At 70.1% G+C, this 19,957-nt stretch carries 21 protein-coding genes; 4 read left to right on the top strand and 17 right to left on the bottom strand.

The window, feature by feature from the left end; genetic code table 11:
• Positions 1-75 precede the first annotated feature (75 nt).
• The 3 genes from ESO89_RS02885 to ESO89_RS02875 all read right to left on the bottom strand — a co-directional run bounded on the left by ESO89_RS02885 (position 76) and on the right by ESO89_RS02875 (position 2,206).
• On the bottom strand, positions 76-708 hold the full coding sequence (locus ESO89_RS02885; RefSeq protein ID WP_128904182.1) for a hypothetical protein: 633 nt from the start codon (positions 706-708) through the stop codon (positions 76-78).
• A gap of 137 nt (positions 709-845) precedes the next feature.
• Positions 846-1,442 (bottom strand): hypothetical protein, encoded by a 597-nt coding sequence (locus ESO89_RS02880; RefSeq protein WP_128904181.1) that lies wholly within the window; start codon positions 1,440-1,442, stop codon positions 846-848.
• Positions 1,439-2,206, bottom strand: coding sequence for a nucleotide-binding protein (locus ESO89_RS02875; protein WP_128904180.1), 768 nt, complete (start codon positions 2,204-2,206; stop codon positions 1,439-1,441). The genes ESO89_RS02880 and ESO89_RS02875 overlap by 4 nt, the downstream gene beginning before the upstream one ends.
• Positions 2,207-2,323: 117 nt before the next feature.
• Between ESO89_RS02875 and ESO89_RS02870 the strand changes: the two genes are divergently transcribed.
• A complete protein-coding gene (locus ESO89_RS02870) occupies positions 2,324-3,601 on the top strand; it encodes an MBL fold metallo-hydrolase (protein ID WP_128904179.1) in 1,278 nt (425 codons plus the stop codon).
• 82 nt (positions 3,602-3,683) lie between these two features.
• Here the strand turns inward: ESO89_RS02870 and ESO89_RS02865 are convergent, their stop codons facing one another.
• The gene (locus ESO89_RS02865; protein ID WP_128904178.1) at positions 3,684-5,096 is read right to left on the bottom strand and encodes a GntP family permease; all 1,413 of its coding nucleotides are present in this window, start codon (positions 5,094-5,096) and stop codon (positions 3,684-3,686) included.
• A 152-nt stretch (positions 5,097-5,248) separates the two neighbouring features.
• Here ESO89_RS02865 and ESO89_RS02860 point away from each other — a divergent pair, with 152 nt between their 5' ends.
• Complete coding sequence (locus tag ESO89_RS02860) at positions 5,249-5,695, top strand: universal stress protein (protein WP_128904177.1); 447 nt, start codon at positions 5,249-5,251, stop codon at positions 5,693-5,695.
• 56 nt (positions 5,696-5,751) lie between these two features.
• Here the strand turns inward: ESO89_RS02860 and ESO89_RS02855 are convergent, their stop codons facing one another.
• The 9 genes from ESO89_RS02855 to ESO89_RS02815 all read right to left on the bottom strand — a co-directional run bounded on the left by ESO89_RS02855 (position 5,752) and on the right by ESO89_RS02815 (position 13,875).
• The gene (locus ESO89_RS02855) at positions 5,752-6,024 is read right to left on the bottom strand and encodes a DUF7385 family protein (RefSeq protein ID WP_128904176.1); all 273 of its coding nucleotides are present in this window, start codon (positions 6,022-6,024) and stop codon (positions 5,752-5,754) included.
• 82 nt (positions 6,025-6,106) lie between these two features.
• Positions 6,107-7,009: an endonuclease V gene (locus ESO89_RS02850; RefSeq protein ID WP_128904175.1), complete on the bottom strand. Its 903-nt coding sequence runs from the start codon at positions 7,007-7,009 to the stop codon at positions 6,107-6,109.
• Positions 7,010-7,975, bottom strand: coding sequence for a rhomboid family intramembrane serine protease (locus ESO89_RS02845; protein ID WP_128904174.1), 966 nt, complete (start codon positions 7,973-7,975; stop codon positions 7,010-7,012).
• Positions 7,976-8,054: 79 nt separating this feature from the next.
• Complete coding sequence (locus tag ESO89_RS02840) at positions 8,055-8,483, bottom strand: arsenate-mycothiol transferase ArsC (RefSeq protein ID WP_128904173.1); 429 nt, start codon at positions 8,481-8,483, stop codon at positions 8,055-8,057.
• A complete protein-coding gene (locus ESO89_RS02835; protein ID WP_128904172.1) occupies positions 8,483-9,238 on the bottom strand; it encodes a phosphate signaling complex PhoU family protein in 756 nt (251 codons plus the stop codon). Before ESO89_RS02835 ends, ESO89_RS02840 begins: the two co-directional genes overlap by 1 nt.
• Positions 9,239-10,069 carry a phosphate ABC transporter ATP-binding protein PstB gene (gene pstB / locus ESO89_RS02830; protein WP_128904171.1) on the bottom strand — a complete coding sequence of 277 codons (831 nt, stop codon included), beginning with the start codon at positions 10,067-10,069 and terminating at the stop codon, positions 9,239-9,241.
• A gap of 1 nt (position 10,070) precedes the next feature.
• Positions 10,071-11,837 (bottom strand): phosphate ABC transporter permease PstA, encoded by a 1,767-nt coding sequence (gene pstA / locus ESO89_RS02825; RefSeq protein WP_128904170.1) that lies wholly within the window; start codon positions 11,835-11,837, stop codon positions 10,071-10,073.
• Positions 11,837-12,811 (bottom strand): phosphate ABC transporter permease subunit PstC, encoded by a 975-nt coding sequence (gene pstC, locus ESO89_RS02820; RefSeq protein WP_128904169.1) that lies wholly within the window; start codon positions 12,809-12,811, stop codon positions 11,837-11,839. The genes pstA and pstC overlap by 1 nt, the downstream gene beginning before the upstream one ends.
• Before the next feature lie 56 nt (positions 12,812-12,867).
• On the bottom strand, positions 12,868-13,875 hold the full coding sequence (locus ESO89_RS02815; RefSeq protein ID WP_128904168.1) for a PstS family phosphate ABC transporter substrate-binding protein: 1,008 nt from the start codon (positions 13,873-13,875) through the stop codon (positions 12,868-12,870).
• A 178-nt stretch (positions 13,876-14,053) separates the two neighbouring features.
• Between ESO89_RS02815 and ESO89_RS02810 the strand changes: the two genes are divergently transcribed.
• Positions 14,054-14,374 (top strand): DUF7853 family protein, encoded by a 321-nt coding sequence (locus ESO89_RS02810; protein ID WP_128904167.1) that lies wholly within the window; start codon positions 14,054-14,056, stop codon positions 14,372-14,374.
• A gap of 78 nt (positions 14,375-14,452) precedes the next feature.
• Here ESO89_RS02810 and ESO89_RS02805 read toward each other — a convergent pair whose 3' ends face one another.
• The 4 genes from ESO89_RS02805 to ESO89_RS02790 all read right to left on the bottom strand — a co-directional run bounded on the left by ESO89_RS02805 (position 14,453) and on the right by ESO89_RS02790 (position 18,918).
• On the bottom strand, positions 14,453-16,630 hold the full coding sequence (locus ESO89_RS02805; protein ID WP_128904166.1) for a (Fe-S)-binding protein: 2,178 nt from the start codon (positions 16,628-16,630) through the stop codon (positions 14,453-14,455).
• Positions 16,631-16,777: 147 nt separating this feature from the next.
• A complete protein-coding gene (locus ESO89_RS02800; RefSeq protein WP_128904165.1) occupies positions 16,778-17,491 on the bottom strand; it encodes an energy-coupling factor transporter transmembrane component T family protein in 714 nt (237 codons plus the stop codon).
• Positions 17,488-18,306, bottom strand: a complete 819-nt coding sequence (locus ESO89_RS02795; protein ID WP_128904164.1) for an energy-coupling factor ABC transporter ATP-binding protein — start codon at positions 18,304-18,306, stop codon at positions 17,488-17,490. The genes ESO89_RS02800 and ESO89_RS02795 overlap by 4 nt, the downstream gene beginning before the upstream one ends.
• A 30-nt stretch (positions 18,307-18,336) precedes the next feature.
• Positions 18,337-18,918 (bottom strand): biotin transporter BioY, encoded by a 582-nt coding sequence (locus tag ESO89_RS02790; RefSeq protein WP_128904163.1) that lies wholly within the window; start codon positions 18,916-18,918, stop codon positions 18,337-18,339.
• 147 nt (positions 18,919-19,065) lie between these two features.
• On the opposite strand from ESO89_RS02790, the gene ESO89_RS02785 reads away from it, so the two are divergent.
• On the top strand, positions 19,066-19,752 hold the full coding sequence (locus ESO89_RS02785; protein ID WP_128904162.1) for a hypothetical protein: 687 nt from the start codon (positions 19,066-19,068) through the stop codon (positions 19,750-19,752).
• The last annotated feature ends 205 nt before the right edge of the window (positions 19,753-19,957 follow it).

The following is a 19,957-nucleotide window of genomic DNA, read 5'->3' as shown; positions in this document are numbered from 1 at the left end:
CGATTGGGTATATCTCCACCTATACTTACCTTCCACGTCCTCGATCGATCCTGTAACGTGTTACAGGACCTGTAACTACTTCTCGCCGCCGAGCCGCTCCCGCTCCGCGCGCAGCAGGCGCTCCCAGAGGCCGAACAGGCCGCTGTCGATCCCGTAGCCCTCGTCGACTCGGCGGACCCACGCGTCGTCGGCGAACAGCAGCCGTTGGAACTGCCGGACCGGCTCCGAGAGGCGATCCCGGTCACCGCCGTAGTACGACAGCGACTCCGCGCGGGTGCGCTCGACGAGCGCCGCAGGGACCTCGATGCCGTCGGCGGCCGCGGCGTGTTCGAACCACTCCAGGTGCAACAGCGCGTCGGCGAGCAGGAACCGCTCGCGGAAGCCGGAGACCCGTGCGAGCGCGGGCCGTCCGTCGACGGTTGCGTCCCGCGGCCGGGAGAAGCGCGGTGCGGTCACCGTCACGTTCGCGGCGTCCGCGACCGTCTCGGCGACGCGCCGGAGCCGCCACTCCCCGTATCGGACCGGCGCGATCAGGCCGAGTTCGTACCACGTCGGGAGCCACTCGCAGTACGGCTCCGAGAAGCGCCCGTCGGCGAGCAGCGTCGCCGCGACCGATCGGGCCGCCGCGGGCGACAGCGCCGACGGGTCCTCGCGGAGGTCGGTCGCGATCCGCGCCCCATCGAGCGCGTCGGCTCCCTCGAACCCCATCTCCGCGGCGACGTGGCGGGTGTACGCGCGGCTCGCGGCGTACCAGTCGGCGAAATCGCTCGGTTCCGTCAGCCGGAGAAGACGAAGGACGGTGATGACCGACGTACGGGGCGGAGCGACCTAACCGCTGTGGCGGTTCACCCGTCGAAACCGCCTCCGTCCGTCCCCGCGAACGCGTCGTCGAGCCCCCACTCGGACGCGCGCTCCGCCGCCTCCGATCGCGCCTGTTCGCGGATCGCCTCGATCCGCTCGTCGTCTTCGAGGAACGCCGCGACCGCGTCGCCGTCGTCGTCGCGGTCGGCGTCCAACCGCTCGTCGGGGGCCGCGTCGCGGGTCCGGTCGGCGAGCGCCTGATCGCCCGCGAGCTCGGTCGCCGCGGCGCCCGGCGCGACGCGCAGCGCGTCCTCCTCGTGAGCGGTTTCGAGCGCGCGGTCGTCGACCGCGTACAGCTCGACGCGGTAGGGGCCGGGGACCGCGAGCTCCGCGAGGGCGTCGGAGCCACCGCTGTCGCTCACCGTGTTGTACGCGAGCACCGGGACGCCGTCGGCGAACGTGACGACGCCGCGTGCCTCGCCCTCCAGCAGGAGCGTCTCCTGTGGAACGAGCGTCGCGTAGCCGGTCAGCTCCCGGTTGAGCGCCCGGTCGAGCGTCGTGCCCACGTCGGAGACGACGCGAGAGCGCAGCAGGTCACCGCGGGGAATCCGAAGCTCCGACGCGTCCGCGGGTCCGGTCATGGCGTGTCGGGAACGACCGCGCTCCGGAACCGATCGGCGACGGTCGCCCCGTCGCCGTCGCGCACGTCGAGCCGAGCCGCGGCCCGCCGGTAGCGGACGGCCGGCTCGCTCTCGGGAGCGTGCGCGAGCAGGGGCTTCCCGGCGCGGCGCGCCTCCCTGACGGCGTCGCTGTCGGGGACGTTAGCGAGGACGGGGCCGCCGAAGCGCCGCTCGGCCTGCTCGGCCACGTCGGCCGCGTCGTCGCGGACCCTGTTGAACAGCACGCCCGCGGTCTCCGTCCCGTACGAGCGCGCGTACTCCTGAACTTTCAGCCCGTCGGAGAGCGCGGGGATCGTCGGCTCGACGACGACCACGACCCGATCCGCGAGGACGACCGGCAGCACCGCCGACTTCGAGCCGAGCGCGGCCGGCGAGTCGAGCAGCAGCACGTCGGCATCGCTGGCGAGTTCGGCGACGACCTCGCGGAGGCGACCCGGCTCGGCCGCCTCGAAGCCCGCGAGCGACGTGCCACAGGGGACGACGGAGAGCCCGAATCGGTCGTACGTCGCCTCCGAGACCGCCGTCGCGGTCCCCTCGACGAGGAGGTCGTGGAGGGTGACTGCGGCGTCGTCGAGCCCGGCGTGGAACAGCAGGTTCGCCATCCCCGTGTCGGCGTCGACGACGGTGACGTCGTGCTCCTCGGCGAGCGCCATCCCCAGCGCGAGCGTACTCGTCGTCTTCCCCGTGCCGCCCTTCCCGCTGGCGACCGCGAACGCCTCGACCATGCGCCGATGTGTCAGGTCGCCGGGCTAAAAGTTGTCCATCGCGAGCGCAGAGGAGCGGGCGAACCCGGTCCGGAGCCCCACCGGACACGTTTTGCCGTCCGGCGCCAAGCGTCGACCATGCCAACCGTCATCGACGCGGACGCGTTCCGCGACAGGATCGACGAGCGACGACGCGGCGAGCGGTCCTTCGCCGTCGTCGACACGCGCCCCCGCGAGAGCTACGAGGGCTGGCGGATCGCCGACTCGATTCACTACTTCCACAAGCCGTTCCACGAGTTCGACGTCGACGACTTCGAAGCCGAGACCGGGCTTGTCCCCGACGACGCGGTCGTCACAACCTGTGCGAAGGGAAAGGCCTCGCTCGACCTCGCCGCGGAGCTGGAGGCCGCTGGCTACGGCGACGTCGCCGTCGTCGCGGACGGGATGCGCGGCTGGTCGAGGGTGTACGACCGGACCGCGGTTCAGCTCCCCGACGCGGGCGACGATCCGCTCGATGTCGTCCAGATTCAGCGGCGCGCGAAGGGGTGTCTCGGGTACCTCGTGGTCGGCGGGGACCCATCCGAAGCGGAGACGGGTCTCGGTGGCTCCGACCGCGTCGCCATCGCCGTCGACGTCTCCCGTCACGTCGACGAGTGGCGAGAGGCGGCCGCCGCGCGGGACGCGTCGATCGCGGCGGTCCTGGACACGCACGTCCACGCCGACCACCTCTCCGGCGGTCGGGCGCTCGCCGACGAGCTCGGCGTGCCGTACTACCTGCCGGCGGCGGCCGCCGAACGCGACGTGGCGTACGCGTTCGAGCCGCTCGCGCGCAACGAGACGCTCGGTGTTGGCGGCGTCGACGTGAAGGCGCTCGCGACCCCCGGACACACCGACGACGGCGCGAGCTACCTCGTCGGACGGTCGGCGCTGCTCACCGGCGACACGCTCTTCACCGACAGCGTCGGTCGGACGGAGCTGCAGTTCGCGGCCGGCGACGGCGCTGCGGATGAGGAGGCCGAGAGCGTCGGCGCGGCGACCGGCGCCGAGCGCCTCTACGACTCGCTCCACGGGACGCTGCTCGCGGAGCCCGACGCTGTCGTCGTCTGTCCCGGCCACTTCGCGGTCGCGAACGACGGGACGACCGGTGACGTCGTTCCCGGCGAGCCGGTGACGACGACGGTGGGCGCGGCGCGCCGGAGGCTCGACGTCCTCGGGCTCGACCGCGAGGCGTTCGTGGAGAGGATTACGGCGACGCTGCCGGAGAAGCCGCCGAACTACGAGCGCGTCATCGCGGCGAACCGGGGCGTCGAGTCGCCGCCGGACGAGACCGCGGCGATCGAGTTGGAACTCGGTCCGAATCGGTGCGCCGCCGACGCCGGGACGGAACCGACGGCAGACGACTGGAACGAGACCTGACGACCGATTTCGACCTACCGCTGGCAGTCGGTCGGCGGTCGGTTTTCACGAAAGATGTGCGTGCTCGACTCGCGTGCGTCGATCAGGCGAACGGGAACACCGACGAGAAGACGAGCGTCGTCACCAGCCCCGACACCGCGATGAGGGTGGTCAGGACGGTCCAAGTTTTCAGCGTCTCCTCCTGCGTGAGCCCGCCGATCTCCTTGACGAGCCAGAAGCCGGAGTCGTTGTACCACGAGCAGATGTTCCCGCCGGCCCCGATGACCATGACGAGGTACGCGGGGTGGACGGAGAGCTGGCCGACGAGGGGGGCCATGATCCCCGCTGCGGTCAACATCGCAGCGGTCGCGGACCCCTGCGCGATGCGGACGATCGCCGCGATGAGCCACGCCGTCACCAGCAGGGGAATCCCGACCTCCTGAAGCGATCCGGCGATGTAATCGCCGATCCCGGAGGCCGCGAGCAGCGCGCCGAACGCGCCACCGGCGGCGGTGATCGCGGCGATGTTGCCGCCGCTTTTTAACGCCTCGGTGAGCTCGTCGCTCCACTCGCTCTGCATCAGATCGTCGTGGCGGTAGAAGGAGACCGACGCGACGACGGCGGCGAACATCAGCGCAACGTTCTTGTCGCCGAGGAAGCCGACGATCGGCTCCAGCGCCGCCAGCGACGGGTACCACTGCTGGAACGTGTCGACAGCGGTGGCCGACCCGATGAGCGCGACTGCGACGATGATCGGCGCGAGCGATTCGAGGATGCCGGGAAGCTCGCTGGTCGGCCGCTCGGCGACCGCCTCGAGCTCCTCGGTCGTCGTCGACATGGTGTCCCGCAGCGGGATGTCGAGCCGGGCGTTGATCCAGCGACCGTAGCCGAGGCCGGCGATGAGCACCGCCGGGATGGCGGTGATGATTCCGATGAGGATGGTCATCCCGAGATCGCTCCCGATCTCCGCGGCGACGGCAAGGGGGCCGGGTGTCGGCGGAACGAACACGTGCGCGGCGGCTGCACCCGTGCCGACCGTGACGATGAACAGCGTGTAGTCGCGGCCGACGCGGGCGCGCATCGAGCGGGCGAGCGGCGCCATCAGGTAGAACACGCTGTCGAAGAAGACGGGGATCGCGAGCACGGAACTGCTCCCGAGCAGCGCGATGTCGGAGTTCGACTCCCCGAGCACGTTCTGGAACCCGCGGACGACGCGCTGTGCGGCCCCGCTTTCGAGCATCGCCTTCCCGATGACCGCCGCCATCAGGATCGGGATACCGATCCCGGCCATGTTGTCACCGAACGCGCCGGCGACCTCGGTGGCGGCCATCGTCGACGTGAAGTCGGGGACGAACACGGCGTTGACGAGCCCGACGGTGAACCCCGCGATGACGAGGCCGATGAACGCCGGGAAGTCGAGCCACACGAGCAGCGCGACCACCGCGATCAACCCGACGACGAACGTCAGCAGCGGGCTATGCGAGAATTCGACAGCCTGCAACGGTATCGGTCCCATACGAGTCGGGACTTGCTAACTCTGGGGTTAAAAAGTTATATATGATAGTTTATTAAAATCAACAATGTTTATGACAGATAGATTCTGATCGATCGGGCATCGAATCACCGCCGTCCGGTGACACTAAACCGACGGAACGGCTCCCGGCGCCCATGGAGCGTGCACTCGTCGCGATCGAACCGACGGACGGAACGAAAGAGCTGGCGCGCGAGGCCGGAACCCTCGCCGCGGGCGTCGACGCCGAGGTGATCGTCGTCCACGTCACGACCGAAGACGAGTACACCGCCCGCCGGCAGGCGATGGCGTCGATGTCGGGCGGGACGGAGACGTACACCACGGACGACGCCAACGAGGGGGCGACGAAGTTCGCCCGCGACTTCGCCGAAGACGCCTTCGCGGACGTCGACGTGGCGTACGAGACGGCGGGCTACGTCGGCGAGAAGGGGTCGGTGCTGCTGGAGGCGGCCGAGGAACATGACTGCGACCACGTGTTTCTCGCGGGCCGCGATCGGTCTCCCACGGGCAAGGCGCTGTTCGGGGACCCCACGCAGCGCGTGCTCCTCGACTTCGATGGACCGGTCACCGTCGTAACCGGCTGATTAGGGAGCGAAATCGCGATTCACCGTTGACCGATCGGCCGAGGGAACCGGCCGACTCACTCGTCGTGAATGAAGACGAGCCGCTTCGACTCGGTGTTACAGAGGCACAGGTCGATCCCGTCGCGGGTCGCGCCGATCTGCTGCCAGCCGTGGTCGCTGACGAACAGCGTCTGAAAGACGCCGCGGTCGCAGTCGGGGTTCGGGCAGCCGACCCCCGCGGCGTTCTTGTACACGGTGGTCCCGCCGCCGGAGCTCTGTCGAACCAGTCCGTCCGTCAACGATCGGAACTCCTCGGCAGACATCGGGCTCTCGGTCTCCTCGTCTCCCATACGTTCGCGTTCGCGGCCCACGGTATATAAACCGCCTGTCTGTGGCAACCGGTGGCACGATTCTGCGCTTCTCGCGGCGCGCTCACACCGCGTCCCGCTTTACGGCGTCGGCGTACGCGTCCGCGATCCGGGTCGGCTCCGGGAGCTTGTAGCCGGCGCACAGCGCCTCGACGAGCGCGACGGTCGTCGCGGGCGACACGCGGTGGCCGGGGCTCACGTACAGGGGGTTCACCCGTCGGCTGTTCGGGTACTGTCGAGACTGATAGGCGTGGCCGATGACGGGGGCGGCGTCGACATCGCTGTCGCCGGCACCGCCCGCCGTCTCCACCGACTCGTCAGCGCGGATCGGCGTCCGCCAGCCCGCCGGCCGGTCGTCGGTCGTCTCCTCGGGCGCGCCGCACAGCAGGCTCTTCGCGACGCCGACGCTCGGCACGTCCAGCAGGACGCCGACGTGGGTCGCGACGCCGGCCTCGCGGAAGTGTACCCGGCCGGAGCCGTCACAGACCAGCAGGTCAGGCTCGACTTCGAGGGCGTCGAGCGCCGCCAGCATCGGCTCGCCCTCCCGAAACGCGAGCAGGCCCGGGACGTAGGGGATCGAGAGCGGCGTGGTCGCGCTCGCGTACTCGATCACGGCGCCGTCGCGGATCGCGACCGCGGCGGAGACGGCCCGGTCCTCGCCGTCGTCTGGCGTCAGGAACGCCTGATCGACACCCACGACGACCGGCGCGTCGGGATCGCCGGCGTCGAGGTGGGTGCCCGGGAGCGTCTCTTGGCGCGCGTCCGGCAGCCCGTCGGTCAGGTCCGCGGACTTGTCGATCGCGACCGCGGCCGGGTCGATCCCGTGGTCGTCCGCGAACGTCGCGGTGGCGGCCAGTTCGCGCTGGAGCGACTCCATCTCCGCGCGGGAGAGCGCGGGGTCCGGGAGGAACTCGGGATGTGCGATATCGTCGAGGTCACCGCGAGGCGGGCCGGCCGCGGGAACCATTCAGAACCGCCCGCCGGGGCCGCCCGGTCCGCGGGGACCACCCGGACCGCCAGCCCCGCCCATCCGCATCCCGCCGGGACCGCGTGCGGACCGCGCGAGGCTCTCGTTTCGCTTGCCGAACGCGAGTCCGATCGCGAACCCGATCAGGTGCGCGAGGTGCGCGATCCCGCCGACGCCGCCCGTCCCGGTCTGGATCACGAGCACCGCCGAGACGAGCGCGATCCCCCACGTCAGGTACTTGATCTTCATCGGAATGACGAAGAAGAGGAGCACCTGCATGTTCGGGCGCCAGACGGTGAGCACGCCGAGGATCGCGAAGCCGGCGCCGCTGGCACCGAGGACGCCGGTGGTCGGCGCGCCGGTCGCGATCGCGAACAGGACGTGGCCGAGGCCGGCGAGAATCCCGGACGCGAAGAAGAACCCGGCGAAGCGGCGGGAGCCCACCGCGCGCTCGACGAGCGGGCCGAAAAACAGGATCACGACGCTGTTGCCGATGATGTGGAACGGCTGGAACCGCGAGTGCGAGAGCACGGAGGTCGCCCACGTCCAGACGTTGCCGAGCGCGTCCGACCGCAGGACGAACAGCTGGCTGTGAGTGGCCTCGCCGAACAACAGCGTCACCGCCCACTGCGCGACGAACGTGAGCCACATCGCCGCCAGAATGGCGTACGTCGCGTTCCCGCGAACGTAGCTCACGATCCCGCCGGTGCTCGTCTCGCGGTCGACCCGTCGCTTGATGCGGCCCGTGAGACCGGCCGACGCACCGGATCTCGACCCGCCCGATCCGCCGCCCTCGACGCTCTCGTCGAACCCGCTGTCGAAGACGCCGCCGGGGTCGTCCCACTCGGCGAGCCCCGGGCAGTCGTGGTTCTCCGGCAGGCGGTGGTCGGCGCAGAACGTCTTGCCGCACCGCTTACACTGGTACGGGAGGTTCTCGTACTCCCCACACACGTCGCACGTCGCCATTACCTCCCCTTACGGGGGCGCTCCTAAAGCGGTTTGGCTCCGCGACCGGCCGGTCGGCGCGCGAGCGCCCGGTCCCCGGCTACGCCCCGCCGCGCTCGTCGGGCTCGCCGAGCCGCTCGTCGAAGACGGCGATCACGCGGCGCTCGATCTCGTCGCGGATCTCGCGGACCTCCTCGATCGGGCGCTCGCCGGGGTCGTCGAGGTCCCAGTCGTCGGTGTCGACGCCGTCCAACTCCAGCGTCGAACAGCCCATCGTGGCGACGAAGTCGGACGCGGCGAGCGTCTCGTCGGCGATCTCGCGGGGCGTCCGTCCGTTCACGTCGAGGCCGACCTCCGCGAGCGCCTCGCGCACCACGTCGTGCACGCTGTCGGCGGGCATCGTCCCGCCCGTCACGATCTCGACGCGGTCGCCGAGGCCGCGCCGGTCGCGCTCGCGCTCCGCGAAGGCGGTCGCCATCTGGCTGCGCCCGGCGTTGCGGACGCACATGAACGTGAAGGTGGTCCCCATCAGTAGATCAGCTCGTCGTCGTTCTCGACCATGTACAGGGTGCGCGCCGCCACGTTGACCGCGTGGTCGGCGACGCGTTCGAGGTCGCGGACCGCGAGCAGCGCGCGGGAGACCTCGTCGAGCGAAGCCTCCAGCGCCTCGGCGTCGGCGTCGGCGCTGGCCCCGCCCGCCCCCGCGTCCCCGTCGCCCTCGGCCTCGTCGGGCGCCGTCTCGTCGAGAGCCGCCTCGTTGCGGGCGCGGTCGGCCTCCAACAGCTCGCGGACGACCGCCTCGCTCGCGCGTCGGCACCGCTCGTCGAACTCGTCGTCGCGGGCCGCGATCTCGCGGCAGGCCGCGGCGTCGCCCGCCTCGTAGGCCGCGACCGCGTCGGCGACCATCTCGCCGGCGTCCTCGCCCAGCTCGCGGAACTCCACGGCGGGGTGGACGCCACCCTCCGGGCCGCCGTAGCCCGCGAGGTTGGTCGCCAGGTCGGCGACGCGTTCGAGGTCGGTGATCACCTTGAACGAGGCGGTCACCAGCCGGAGGTCGCCCGCGACGGGCTGCTGGAGCGCGAGCAGCTCCGTGCACTCCTCCTCCAACCCGAGGTACGTCTCGTTCACCTCGTGATCGCCCTCGACGACCTCGTCGGCGAGGTCGTCGTCGCCGGTTTCGGCCGCCTCGATCGCGGCCGCGTACCGATCGAGGACGAGGTCGCCCATCGCGACCACGTCGCCCCGGAGCTGATCGAGCCGCTGCTGGTAGTTCTCGCGGGGCATCTATCCGAACTTCCCCGTGATGTAGTCCTCGACGCGCTGTTCTTCGGGGTCCTCGAAGATCTTCGCGGTGTCGTCGTATTCCACGAGCCGACCGCCGGTGAGGAACACCGCGGTCCGGTCGGAGATCCGAGCCGCCTGCTGCATGTTGTGGGTGACGATGATCACCGTGTACTCCTCCGCCAGATCGTCGATGAGGTCCTCGATCTTCGAGGCCGCGACCGGGTCGAGCGCGGAGGTCGGCTCGTCCATCAGGATGACCTCCGGGTCGGGCGCGATCGCCCGGGCGATACAGAGCCGCTGTTGCTGGCCGCCCGACAGTTCGAGCCCCGAGGAACCGAGCTGGTCTTTCACCTCGTCCCACAGCGCGGCCCCCTTCAGCGACTCCTCGACGCGCTCGTCGACATCGCCGTCGTACCCCTGGATCTTCAGGCCGTACGCGACGTTGTCGCGGATCGACTTCGGGAACGGGTTCGGCTTCTGGAACACCATCCCGATCTTGCGGCGCAGTGCCACCGGGTCCACGTCGGCGTCGTACACGTTCTTGCCGCCGAACTCAACGTCGCCCTCGACGCGACATACCTCGATCATGTCGTTCATCCGATTGATACACCGGAGGAACGTCGACTTGCCACAGCCCGAAGGGCCGATCAGCGCGGTCACCCGGTTCTCGGGGATCTCCATCGACACGTCGTCGATCGCCTGTTCGTCGCCGTAGAACACGTTCAGGTCGCGCGCGGCGACCGCGGTCGCGTCCGTCGTCGCGATCCGTTCGTTCGATCCGGTCTCTACGTCCGTCGTGATGAGCGAGTCGCTCGTCTCTGTGTTACTCATGTTAGGTCCCCCGCTCCGCGCGGTTCCGCAGCAGTATCGCTGTCCCGTTCATGCCGACGAGGATGATCAACAGGGTGATCACGCCGGCCGCGACGACCCCGTACCGGAACTCCGCCTGCGGGAAGCCGGCCCACGCGTAGATCTGCATCGGCATCGCGCTGAATCGGCTGAAGAGGCTGTCCGGCGCGTTGAACACGGTCGTCGCCGCCCCGATCATGATGAGCGGCGCGGTCTCGCCGATCGCCCGCCCGAGCGCGAGGATCGTCCCGGTGAGGATGCCGGGCAGCGCCTCCGGGAGGACGACGTTCTTCGTCGTCTGCCACCGCGTCGCACCCATGGCGTCCGAGCCCCGGCGCAGGTCGTCCGGCACCGACCGGATCGCCTCCTGCGCGGAGATGATCGTGATCGGAAGAATGAGCAGGGACAGCGTCAGCGAGGCGGTCACCGCGGTCCCGTAGCCCAACCCGAGGAGGTTCGCGAACAGCCCGAGTCCGAGCAAGCCGTAGACGACCGACGGGATCGCGGCCAGGTTCGCGATGTTGACCTGCAGCAGCCGCGTCAGCGACCCGAGGAGACCGCTCCCGGGTATGTACTCCTCCAAGAATATCGAGGTCCCGACGCCGAGGACGAACGACAGCGCCGCGACGAGCGCGATGATGATCACCGATCCGACGATCGCGGGGTACAGTCCCGCCTCCGCCGCGGTCCGCGAGGGCGACTCCGTGACGAAGCCGACGTCGAGCCACGGGTTCGGCGCGGGCACACCCCACGCCTCGACGACGAGCGCGCCGACGAGGACGCCGCCGGCGAGCAGGAACGGGAGCCCGAGTCCGACCAGTCCGTCGCCCCCGTCGATCACTCGGTGAACGTAGACCGCCGTCGGCACGCCGACCGTGACGAGGACGATCAGCGCGGTGGGGCCGGGGACGCCGAAGCCGCCGGCGAGGAAGCCGCCGGCGATCGCGACCGCGAGCGGCACGCCGCCGGCGACGGCCGCCGCGATCCGGCTCCCGCGGTCGGCGACGACGCGCTCGCCGGCGACCGCGATCGGGACCGCGAGCGTCCAGACGTAGATGATGAGGTCCGACGGGTACGTGGCGATGACGCCGCGGAGGAACACCGCGGCGACGACCCCGACGAGTCCGACGGGAACCGCCGCCGTCATCGCTCGGCCAGCCGAGCGCCAGCGACCGTACGCGTACAGCACCGCGGCCGGGACGATCCCCAGCGTGTACGCGAGGAACCACACCAGCTCGTCGAACACCAAGAACAGGGTCCCGACGGCGAGTCCGATCGCGACCCCGCCGACGAGTCGGCCCAACAGTCCGAAGCCCACCGCGGCGGCGCGCCCGCGACTCCCGACGTACGCGAGGTACGCCGTGGTCGGCGCGGCGACGACGAAGAGATACGCGAGCTGCCAAGAGAGCCGCGGGATCTGCGCGACGAACGCCTCGAACGCGGTGAAAAGCGCCGCGACGGCGACGAGGCCGCCGCCGAGCACGCCGAGTGCCCATCGGGTCACCGCTCGGTCGCCCGCGCTGTACAGGCAGAAGGCGAGGAACGGGGCGACGAGCGTGAGGAAGTACGTCAACAGCCACTCCGGGCCGGCGTTCGCCAAGTCGAAGGCGTCGATCGCGACGTACACCAGGAGGACGCCGAGCGCGACGAGGCCGGCGACGCTCGCACCGAGCGAAAGGTACTCGAAGACGATCCCCCGGACTCGGCTCACCTCGCCGAACCCGTCCGCGTTCGCGTTGTCCGTCGCCATCAGTACTCCTCCCGGTAGCGTTCCGCGATGATGTCACTAATCACGTTCATTACGAGCGTCACCACGAACAGCGAGAGGCCGAGCGCGAACATCGAGTCGTACGGGATCGTCCCGCCGGTGAGGTCACTCTGTGCGATCTGGACCATCGCGACGGTGATCGTCATCCCCGACTCCAGAAGAACGTCTGCGGGGTTGATGAACGGAATTCCGAACGCGAACTCCTGAACCGCCGGCATCCGCGCCTGCGCGCCCATCGCGACGACGACGATCATCGTCTCGCCGATGGCGCGGGAGACGGCGAGGATGTACGAGGAGGCGATCCCGGATATCGACGCGGGGACGACGATCCCGGTCGACACCTCGAACTTCGTCGCGCCGAGCCCGTAGCCGGCCTGCCGGAGCTCGTCGGGCACCGCGCTCATCGCGTCCTCGGAGATCGAAGACACCATCGGAATGGTCATGATTCCGACCATGATCGACGCCGACAGCGCGTTGAAGGTGCTCATCTCCGGGAACAGCGTCGCCTTCAGCGCCGGCGTGATGTACACCAGCGCGAAGTACCCGTACACGACCGTCGGGATGCCGGCGAGGATCTCCAACAGCGGCTTGAGTATCGAGCGCGCGTTCGTGCTCGCGTACTCGCTGAGGTAGATCGCCGTCAGCGTCCCCACGGGAAGCGCGATACACGCCGCCGCGATCGTCACGGTGATCGTCCCGATCAGGAGCGGGATGATTCCGAACGCCTGCCCGCCGCCCGCCGGATTGGGGCTCCAGTTGGTGCCGGTCAGGAACTCGGCGATCGCTATCTCTTGGAAGAACACGACCGCGTCATACAACAGCGTCGCGAAGATGGCCACCGTCGTGAGCAGGGTGATCGCCGCGCACGCGGCGAAGAGCCCGCCGTAGGTCCCCTCTTTCAGTCGTCTGAGCCCGCTCCGACGCTGGAGATCGGGACTCTCGGTACTATCTGTCACAACCGGTCGGGTATCGCACGCTGTCGTAAATCAATACACCGGTTCATCGCGCCGAGTCAGCCCTGCGCCCGCTCGATGGCGTCTTCGAGGATCTGCATCTGCTCCTCTTGGGTCTCCTCGGTCGCGGGGACGTATCCCACGTCCTCGGCGACGAGCGCCTCGTTGGTCGTCTGCTCGACGAAGTACCGGGCGAACTCCGCGATGTGCTCCTCGCCGAGCGACTCGATCGAGGGGTACGTGAAGAGCGGCCGCGAGAGCGGAGTGTATTCGCCGCTGGCCGCCGTTTCGAGGCTCGGCTCGACGGGACCGTTGCCGTCGTCGATACCGGGCGCCTTGAGTTCGTCGGGGTTCAGGAAGTAGTACGAGAACCCGAAGTAACCGATGGCGTACTCGCTTCCCATGACGCCCTGGGCGATGTTGTTGTCGTTTTCGGTCGCCTGATAGTCGCTCGTGTGACCGCGCTCGCCGAGGATCGCCTCGATGAAGTAATCGTACGTACCCGAGGTGTCGGCCGCGCCGAACCGGTTGATCTCCTCGTTCGGGAACTCGTCGCGGACCTCGTCCCACGTCTCGACGGCGTCGGACTCCCAGATCGTCGCGAGCTCCTCGACGGTGAGCGAGTCGATCCAGTCCGCCTCGGGGTTGACGACGATCGTGAGCGCGTCCGTCGCCGCGATCAGTTCGACGTACTCGACGTCGTTGTCGGCACAGAGCTGCTCTTCTTCCTCCTGAATCCCCCGGCTCGCGTTGTTGAAGTCGGTCTCGCCGACGCAGAAGTAGTTCGAGAACCCGCCGCCGGACCCGGTCGAACTGATGTTGGGGTCCACGCCGGGATGCTGTTCGGCGAAGTCCTCCAGCACCGCGCTCATCAGCGGGAACACGGTGCTCGACCCCGCGATGTTGATCGCGCCCGACAGCGAATCGCCGTCGGAACCGTCTCCGGAGCCGCCGTCTCCCGTGCTCTGCGTACAGCCCGCGAGCGCCAGCGCCCCCGCGCCGGCGAGCGCCGCGAGCGATTTCCGCCGCGTGACCCCCTCGGTGTCCGCGTCGTGGCTTGATGCCATCATCTGACCGTGGGCGGTTTCCGGTTAAGTAGTATGCTATGAGTGGTACTGCCGTCGCAGTACCGCTCCCCGTGGATATATACTCTATATAGACGGGGTCGCGGGCGCGGCCAGCACCCCCGGCGTCGATCGAGCGTCCGGGAGTATTTTTAAGAGCCTCCGGGCGAAGGCCCGGACGATGACCCCACCGACGACCGGGGAGCCGATCCCGCTGTCGCTGTCGCACGAGGAGGCGTGGGTCGCCCACGCCGCTCTCGTTGACGCGGGCGAGGCCGCCGCCGACGCCGGCGACGACGCGCCCCCGCAGTGCCGACCGATCCGCCGCATCGAGCGCGGCCGTCCCCTCGCGCCCCGCGGCGCCGCGCTCCTCCGCGACGCCCTGGTCGACTACCTCGGCGACGCGCCCGTGCGCGACCGGGCGCCGGGGCGGGAGCTACTGCGTCGGGTCGACGAGGCGGTCGAGTCGGAGTCGGAGTCGGAGTCGCCGTCGACCTCCTGAGAGACACGGCGCGGCGCGACTACGAGTCCGTCTCCACTACCTCCGTCTCCACTACCTCCGTCTCCACTACCTCCGTCGCTACTGACCCGCCTCCACCGCCTCGATCAGGAGTTCCGCGACGTCGACGATCTCCACGTCGTCCTCGAAGTTCCCCGTCTTCCGACCGTCCTCGAACATCGTCGTACACATCGGGCAGGCGACGACGAACTTCTCGATCGCCGCACCCGCATCGGTGTCCTCGACCGCCTCGCGGAGCCGTTCCTCGCTCGGCTTGACCGCCTCGTCGTGCTCGGTCCAGAGCCCGCCGCCGCCGCCGCCACAGCAGAACGAGTCGTTCCGTGAGCGCGGCATCTCGTGGAGGTCGGCGCCGGTCGCGCGGATCAGCTCGCGGGGCGCCTCGTACTCGTCGTTGTACCGGCCGAGGTGGCAGGGGTCGTGGTAGGTGACGGTGTAGTCCAGCTCGTCGCCGGAGAGGTCAAGCCGCCCCTCGGCCACCAGCTCCTCCACCACCTGCGTCCAGTGGAACACGTCGATCTCGCCGTCGGCGTTCCACGGCTCCTCGCGGTCGAACGGCATCATCGGGTCGTCGGCGAACTCCGCGAAGTCGACCTCGGGGTACTCGTTTTTGATGGTGTTGTACGAGTGCGGGTCCGTACAGACGATCGTGTCGAACTCGCAGTCCGCGAACGTCTCGACGTGGTGGCCCGCCAGTTCGAGGTAGAGGAACTCCTCGCCGATCCGCCGGATGTCGTTGCCGTCGGTCTTCTCGTCGTCGAAGAGAACCCCGAACGACACGTCGGCCTCGTCGAACAGGCGGGCGAGCGCGCGGGCGACCTTCCTGTTCCGGTCGTCGAAGCTCGGGTAGTCGCCGACGTACCAGAGGTACTCCACCTCGCGCTCGCGGGCGTCCGGGACCTCCACGTCGTCCAGTTCGTCCGTCCAATCGCCGCGGGCCGACTGCGACTCGCCGAAGGTGTTCCCCTTCTGCATCACGTCCTGGAACACGTCCTGGAGGTTCGAGTCGACCGCCCCCTCGTCGACAAGCTGGCGGTTCAGCTTGGTGAACGACGTGAGGTGTTCGATGTCGACGGGACAGGCGTCCATGCAGGCCAGACACGACATGCACGACTCCATCGACTCGCTGGCGACGACGCCGCCCTCGTCGGCGACGATGGGGACGGTCCCGCCGTCGCTGGCGGCGGTCCCGCCGTCGGTCGCGACGGTTCCGCCGCCCGCACCCGCCACCGGGTCGTCGGTCACGGACTCGCGGTACGCCTTCAGGTCGAGGATGACGTCCCGCGGGTCGAGGTTCCGGCCGACGGTGTCGGCGGGGCAGGCGTCGGTACACCGCCCGCACTTGGTGCAGGCGTCGCCGTCCATCAGCTCCTTCCACGTGAAGTCCTCGACGGACTCGGCGTTGGTGTGATCGAGGTCCGCGGGCACGTTGGGGAGCCGCGCGCCCGCCTTTTCGTCGCGGGCGACGACGTTCGCGAACGAGGAGATCATGTGGAACGGCTTCGCGTACGGGATCCACGCGATGAACGCGAACGCCAACAGCGAGTGGCTCCACCAGACGACGCCGTAGATCGCCTCCGCGCCCGCGGGCGTCAGGCCCAGCCACCGGAAGCCGGCCGCCATCGCCATGCCGACGAAGCTCACCGTCTCGTCGGCTCTGGCGGGCTGGCCGACGATGCCGAGCGCCTGCACGACGAAGCCGCCGACGCCGAGGAGAAAGAGGGTCCAGACGAACGCGTCGTCCTCCAGCGAGGTGTGTTTCCCCCACAGCCGCCCGTCGCGGTCGCGGTACCGGCGGTACGCGGCCATGCCGACGCCGACGACGAACAGCAGGCCGAACGCGTCGACGGTGAACTGATAGGCTAAGTAGAAATCGCCCACCCAGAACGATTCACCCGCGAGCGGGCGGTACACGTCGATGTCGAACCCGAGGATGGTCGTCGCGACCAGCAGGGTGAGGAAGCCCCACAGCACGAACGTGTGCATCACGCCGGCGTACAGGTCCCGGTCGAACTGGTTCTCGTTCGACAGCACCGCCTTCGTCGCCGCGACCGTCCTCGCGGGGAGGTTCGACAGCCGGTCGCGCGGGTCCTCGCTCCCGCGGGCGTACGCCGCGAACCGGGCGTACACCCCGTACAGGAACACGAGGATCGCGACCGCGGCGAGCCAGTAGAACGCGGCCTTCCCGACCGGACCGATCGTCCAGAACGTCTCCCGGGTGGCCGCCTGCAAGGGAGTCATGATCGATCAGGCGGATACGGTCGAGTTAAAACTTGCCACAACGCGGGACGCGTCGTCCAGCGTTTCCGGAAGGGCTACGCGATGGCCACCCGCCGGACGCCTCCGCCGCGGACGGTCGTCTACACCACGGTCGCCGCGGCCGGTCGCCTACACCACGGTCGCCGCGGCCGCCGCCAGCAGCCCCCCGCCGACCGCGAGCGCCGGGTAGTCCGCGGGGCCGAGCGCGAGCCGCGGGAGCGTCGGGTTCCACGCGAAACACCGCGCGTTCAGCGCGGTCCCCAGCCGGTCGGCCCGTCCGAACGCCCGATTGATCCCCGCGACGGCGACGAGTCGCACGCGCTCGCGGACCGGGAGCGCCCCGCCGCCACGCGCTTGAACCGCCTCGCGAGCCGTCAGCAGGTCCCGCTGCAACAGCGGGAGGAACCGGAACACGAGCGCGACGCCGGTCCCCAGGAACTGCCCGGATTTGCCCGGAACCGCACGCTGGATCGCCGCCCGCGAGTCCCGGACCGGCGTCGACCTGACGTAGCCGGCGGCGACGACGAGGATCAGCAGGACGCGGTAGCTCGCGAGCCCCGTGGCCGCGGCGCGCTCGACCCGGAACCACGGCGCCCCGAGCGTCGCGCCGGCGACGAGGGGGGCGAGGAGGAGCACCGGGAACGCGACCCGGTAGGTCCACAGGTCGCGCGGACCGCCGCCGGCGAGGGAGAGGCAGGCGACGGCGAGGAGGGTGAGCGCGGCGAGCCCGCGAGGGGTCGTGTACGCGTACGCGGCGGCCGCGAACCCGGCCTGCACGAGGAGCTTCGACCGGGGGTCGAGCCGGTGGGCGAGCGAGTCGCCGGGGACGTACGAGAGGGTCACGGGTCGGCGGTGTCGCCGGTGGCGGGGGCGTCCGCAGATCGGTCGTCGAGCACTCCCGTCGGCACCCGCACGTCCAGCCCCGGCAGCGTCTCGGCCGCCGCTCGCGGCGCGTCGTCGACCGCGATCCGCCCCGCCGACAACCCGACCACGCGGTCCGCGAGCCCGAGCACGTCGCGGAGGTCGTGGGTGACGGCGATCACGCTCGTTCCGGCGGCGCTGAGTTCGCGCAGGCGGTCGAGCACCGACCGCCGGGCCGGCTCGTCGAGCCCGGTGAACGGCTCGTCGAGGACGAGGTGGTCGGGTTCCGTCGCGATCGCGCCAGCGATCGCGACGCGCTCGCGCTCGCCCCCGGAGAGGCCCGCGATCCGGTCGTCCTCGCGCCCGTCCATGTTCACCGCCGCGAGCGCGTCGGCGACCCGCCGGTCGATCTCGGCGTGGGAGCACCCGAGGTTCTCCGGGCCGAACGCCACGTCTGCGCCGACGGTCGCCGCCACCAGCTGGTCGCGCGGGTCCTGGAACACCATCCCGACCGCCGAGCGCGCGGCGACGAGGTCGTCGTTCACGACGGTCCCGTTCACCGAGACCGCCCCCGCATCGGGCTCGACGAGCCCGTTGAACGTCCGGACGAGCGTCGTCTTGCCGGAGCCGTTCGCGCCGGCGACGATCAGGAACTCGCCGTCGGGGACCGTGAGGCTCACGTCGTCGACCGCGACGACCCCGCCGTCGCCATTCGTGTCGGCGTCGCCGCCGTCCGCGTCGCTCCCGCCCCCTCCGGTTCGACCGTACCGACAGGTGACGCCGGTGGCGTCGATCACGGTACCTCCTCGCGCGTGCTCACGACGGCCTCACGCGGCCGCGACTGCGTCGGACCGCACGATGCCGACCGCGGCGGCGATCTTCAGCGCCTCCGCGGGGAGGAACGCGACCGCCCCGACGGTCACCGCCTCGACGGGACCGAGCGAAAGCACGACGGCGAGCCCGGCGACGCCGAGCGCGTAGATGACGACGGTGCCGAGGACCATCGCGCCCACGAGCGTCGGGAGCCCGACGGTATCGAGGTCGCGGAGGGTCGCGCCGCGGTGGACGACCGCGCCGACCGCGGCGGCGGCCAGCGGGTACGACCAGAGGTAGCCCGCCGTCTGGCCGACGAGAGCTCCCACGCCGGCGGAGCCCCCCTCGAACACCGGTGCGCCGACCGCGCCGGCCGCGAGGTAGAGGACGAGCGACGCGGCCCCCCACACCGGGCCGAGGTAGATCCCGGCGAGGAACACGCCGAGCACTTGCAGCGTCACCGAGACGGGCGAGACGGGATTCGGGAAGGTCACGTACGCGAACGCGCCGACGAGCGCGGCGAACAGCGCCGCGCGGGCGAGGTTCGTCGCGGCCTCGTCGCCGACGAGATCCACCGACTCCGTGCTGGTTGCCATGTCTCTGCCACTCTCGTAAACCAACTTGAAGATACTGGTTGACGATGGCGACCGTCGCCGACGGCTCCCTTCGATTCCGCCGGAGACCACCGAAACCGTCGGACCGGACGCGAGGCTTATTTGTCGTCGGCACGTATCGCCCCGCCCATGGACGAGAAGACCTCCGAGCTCCGCGATCTCTTCGTCGAGACCACCGGGTCCGAGACGGTGACCGAGCGGCAGGCGGAGTCGCGCGGGACGCTCACCGACCGCGACGAGGCGGCGGTCGACGAGCGGGTCCGCGAGCTCGTCGCCGCGATGCGCGAGCGGTACGACTTCTCGACCGACCTCGACGACGCGGCCTACGTCCGGATCGCCCGCGGGCGCTTCGAGGAAGGCGACGACGAGGCGATCGCGACCGCGCTCGTCGAGGAGCGCGAGATGGACGAAAACGGCGAGGAGGCGGGAGCCGGTGTTGGGGACGGCTCGGGAGCCGCGCCCGTCATTGACCCCGCGACCGTCCGCGACGCCCGGCTCGACCTCCACCTCGTCCGCGAGGTTGACCGCGAGGTCGACGACGCCCCCTTTGAGTACGCCGACCTGAAGCAGCTGACCGCGGAGGGGTGCTCCATCCCCGAGTGCGCCGAGGCCCTCGACGCCGACCCCGACGCCATCGCGAAGTACGCCCGCGTCGCCCGCGTGGACCTGACCTCGACCCGCGCGAACGACCGGTTCCGCGACGAGTTCCGCGACCGCCTCACCGACGCCGACATCGAGGGCTCACACGCCGAGACCGCCCGCGAAGACGGGCTCGAAGAAGCGACCGAGGACATCGAGACGGACGTTTCCTTATAACCGGTCTGCGGTGGCGCGTGCCCGTGAGCGGGCCGTAGGCCCGCGAACGGCACCGCGCGAGGGACGCGGTGAGCGCTCGGAGAGCGCGAACCGCGAGGCTGGGGAGGTGAGAGGATGCGGTGCCGTGAGCGACCGAAGGGAGCGAGCGGGAGCACGGAAGTCGCAGCCCGCGCAGCGAAGCGAGCAGGACCGTCTTCCGGCGGTG

The sequence above is a fragment of the Halorubrum amylolyticum genome (assembly GCF_004114995.1).
GTDB lineage: Archaea > Halobacteriota > Halobacteria > Halobacteriales > Haloferacaceae > Halorubrum > Halorubrum amylolyticum.
Note: the sequence above shows the minus strand (reverse complement) of the source record. Positions and strands in the feature narration are given on the sequence as shown.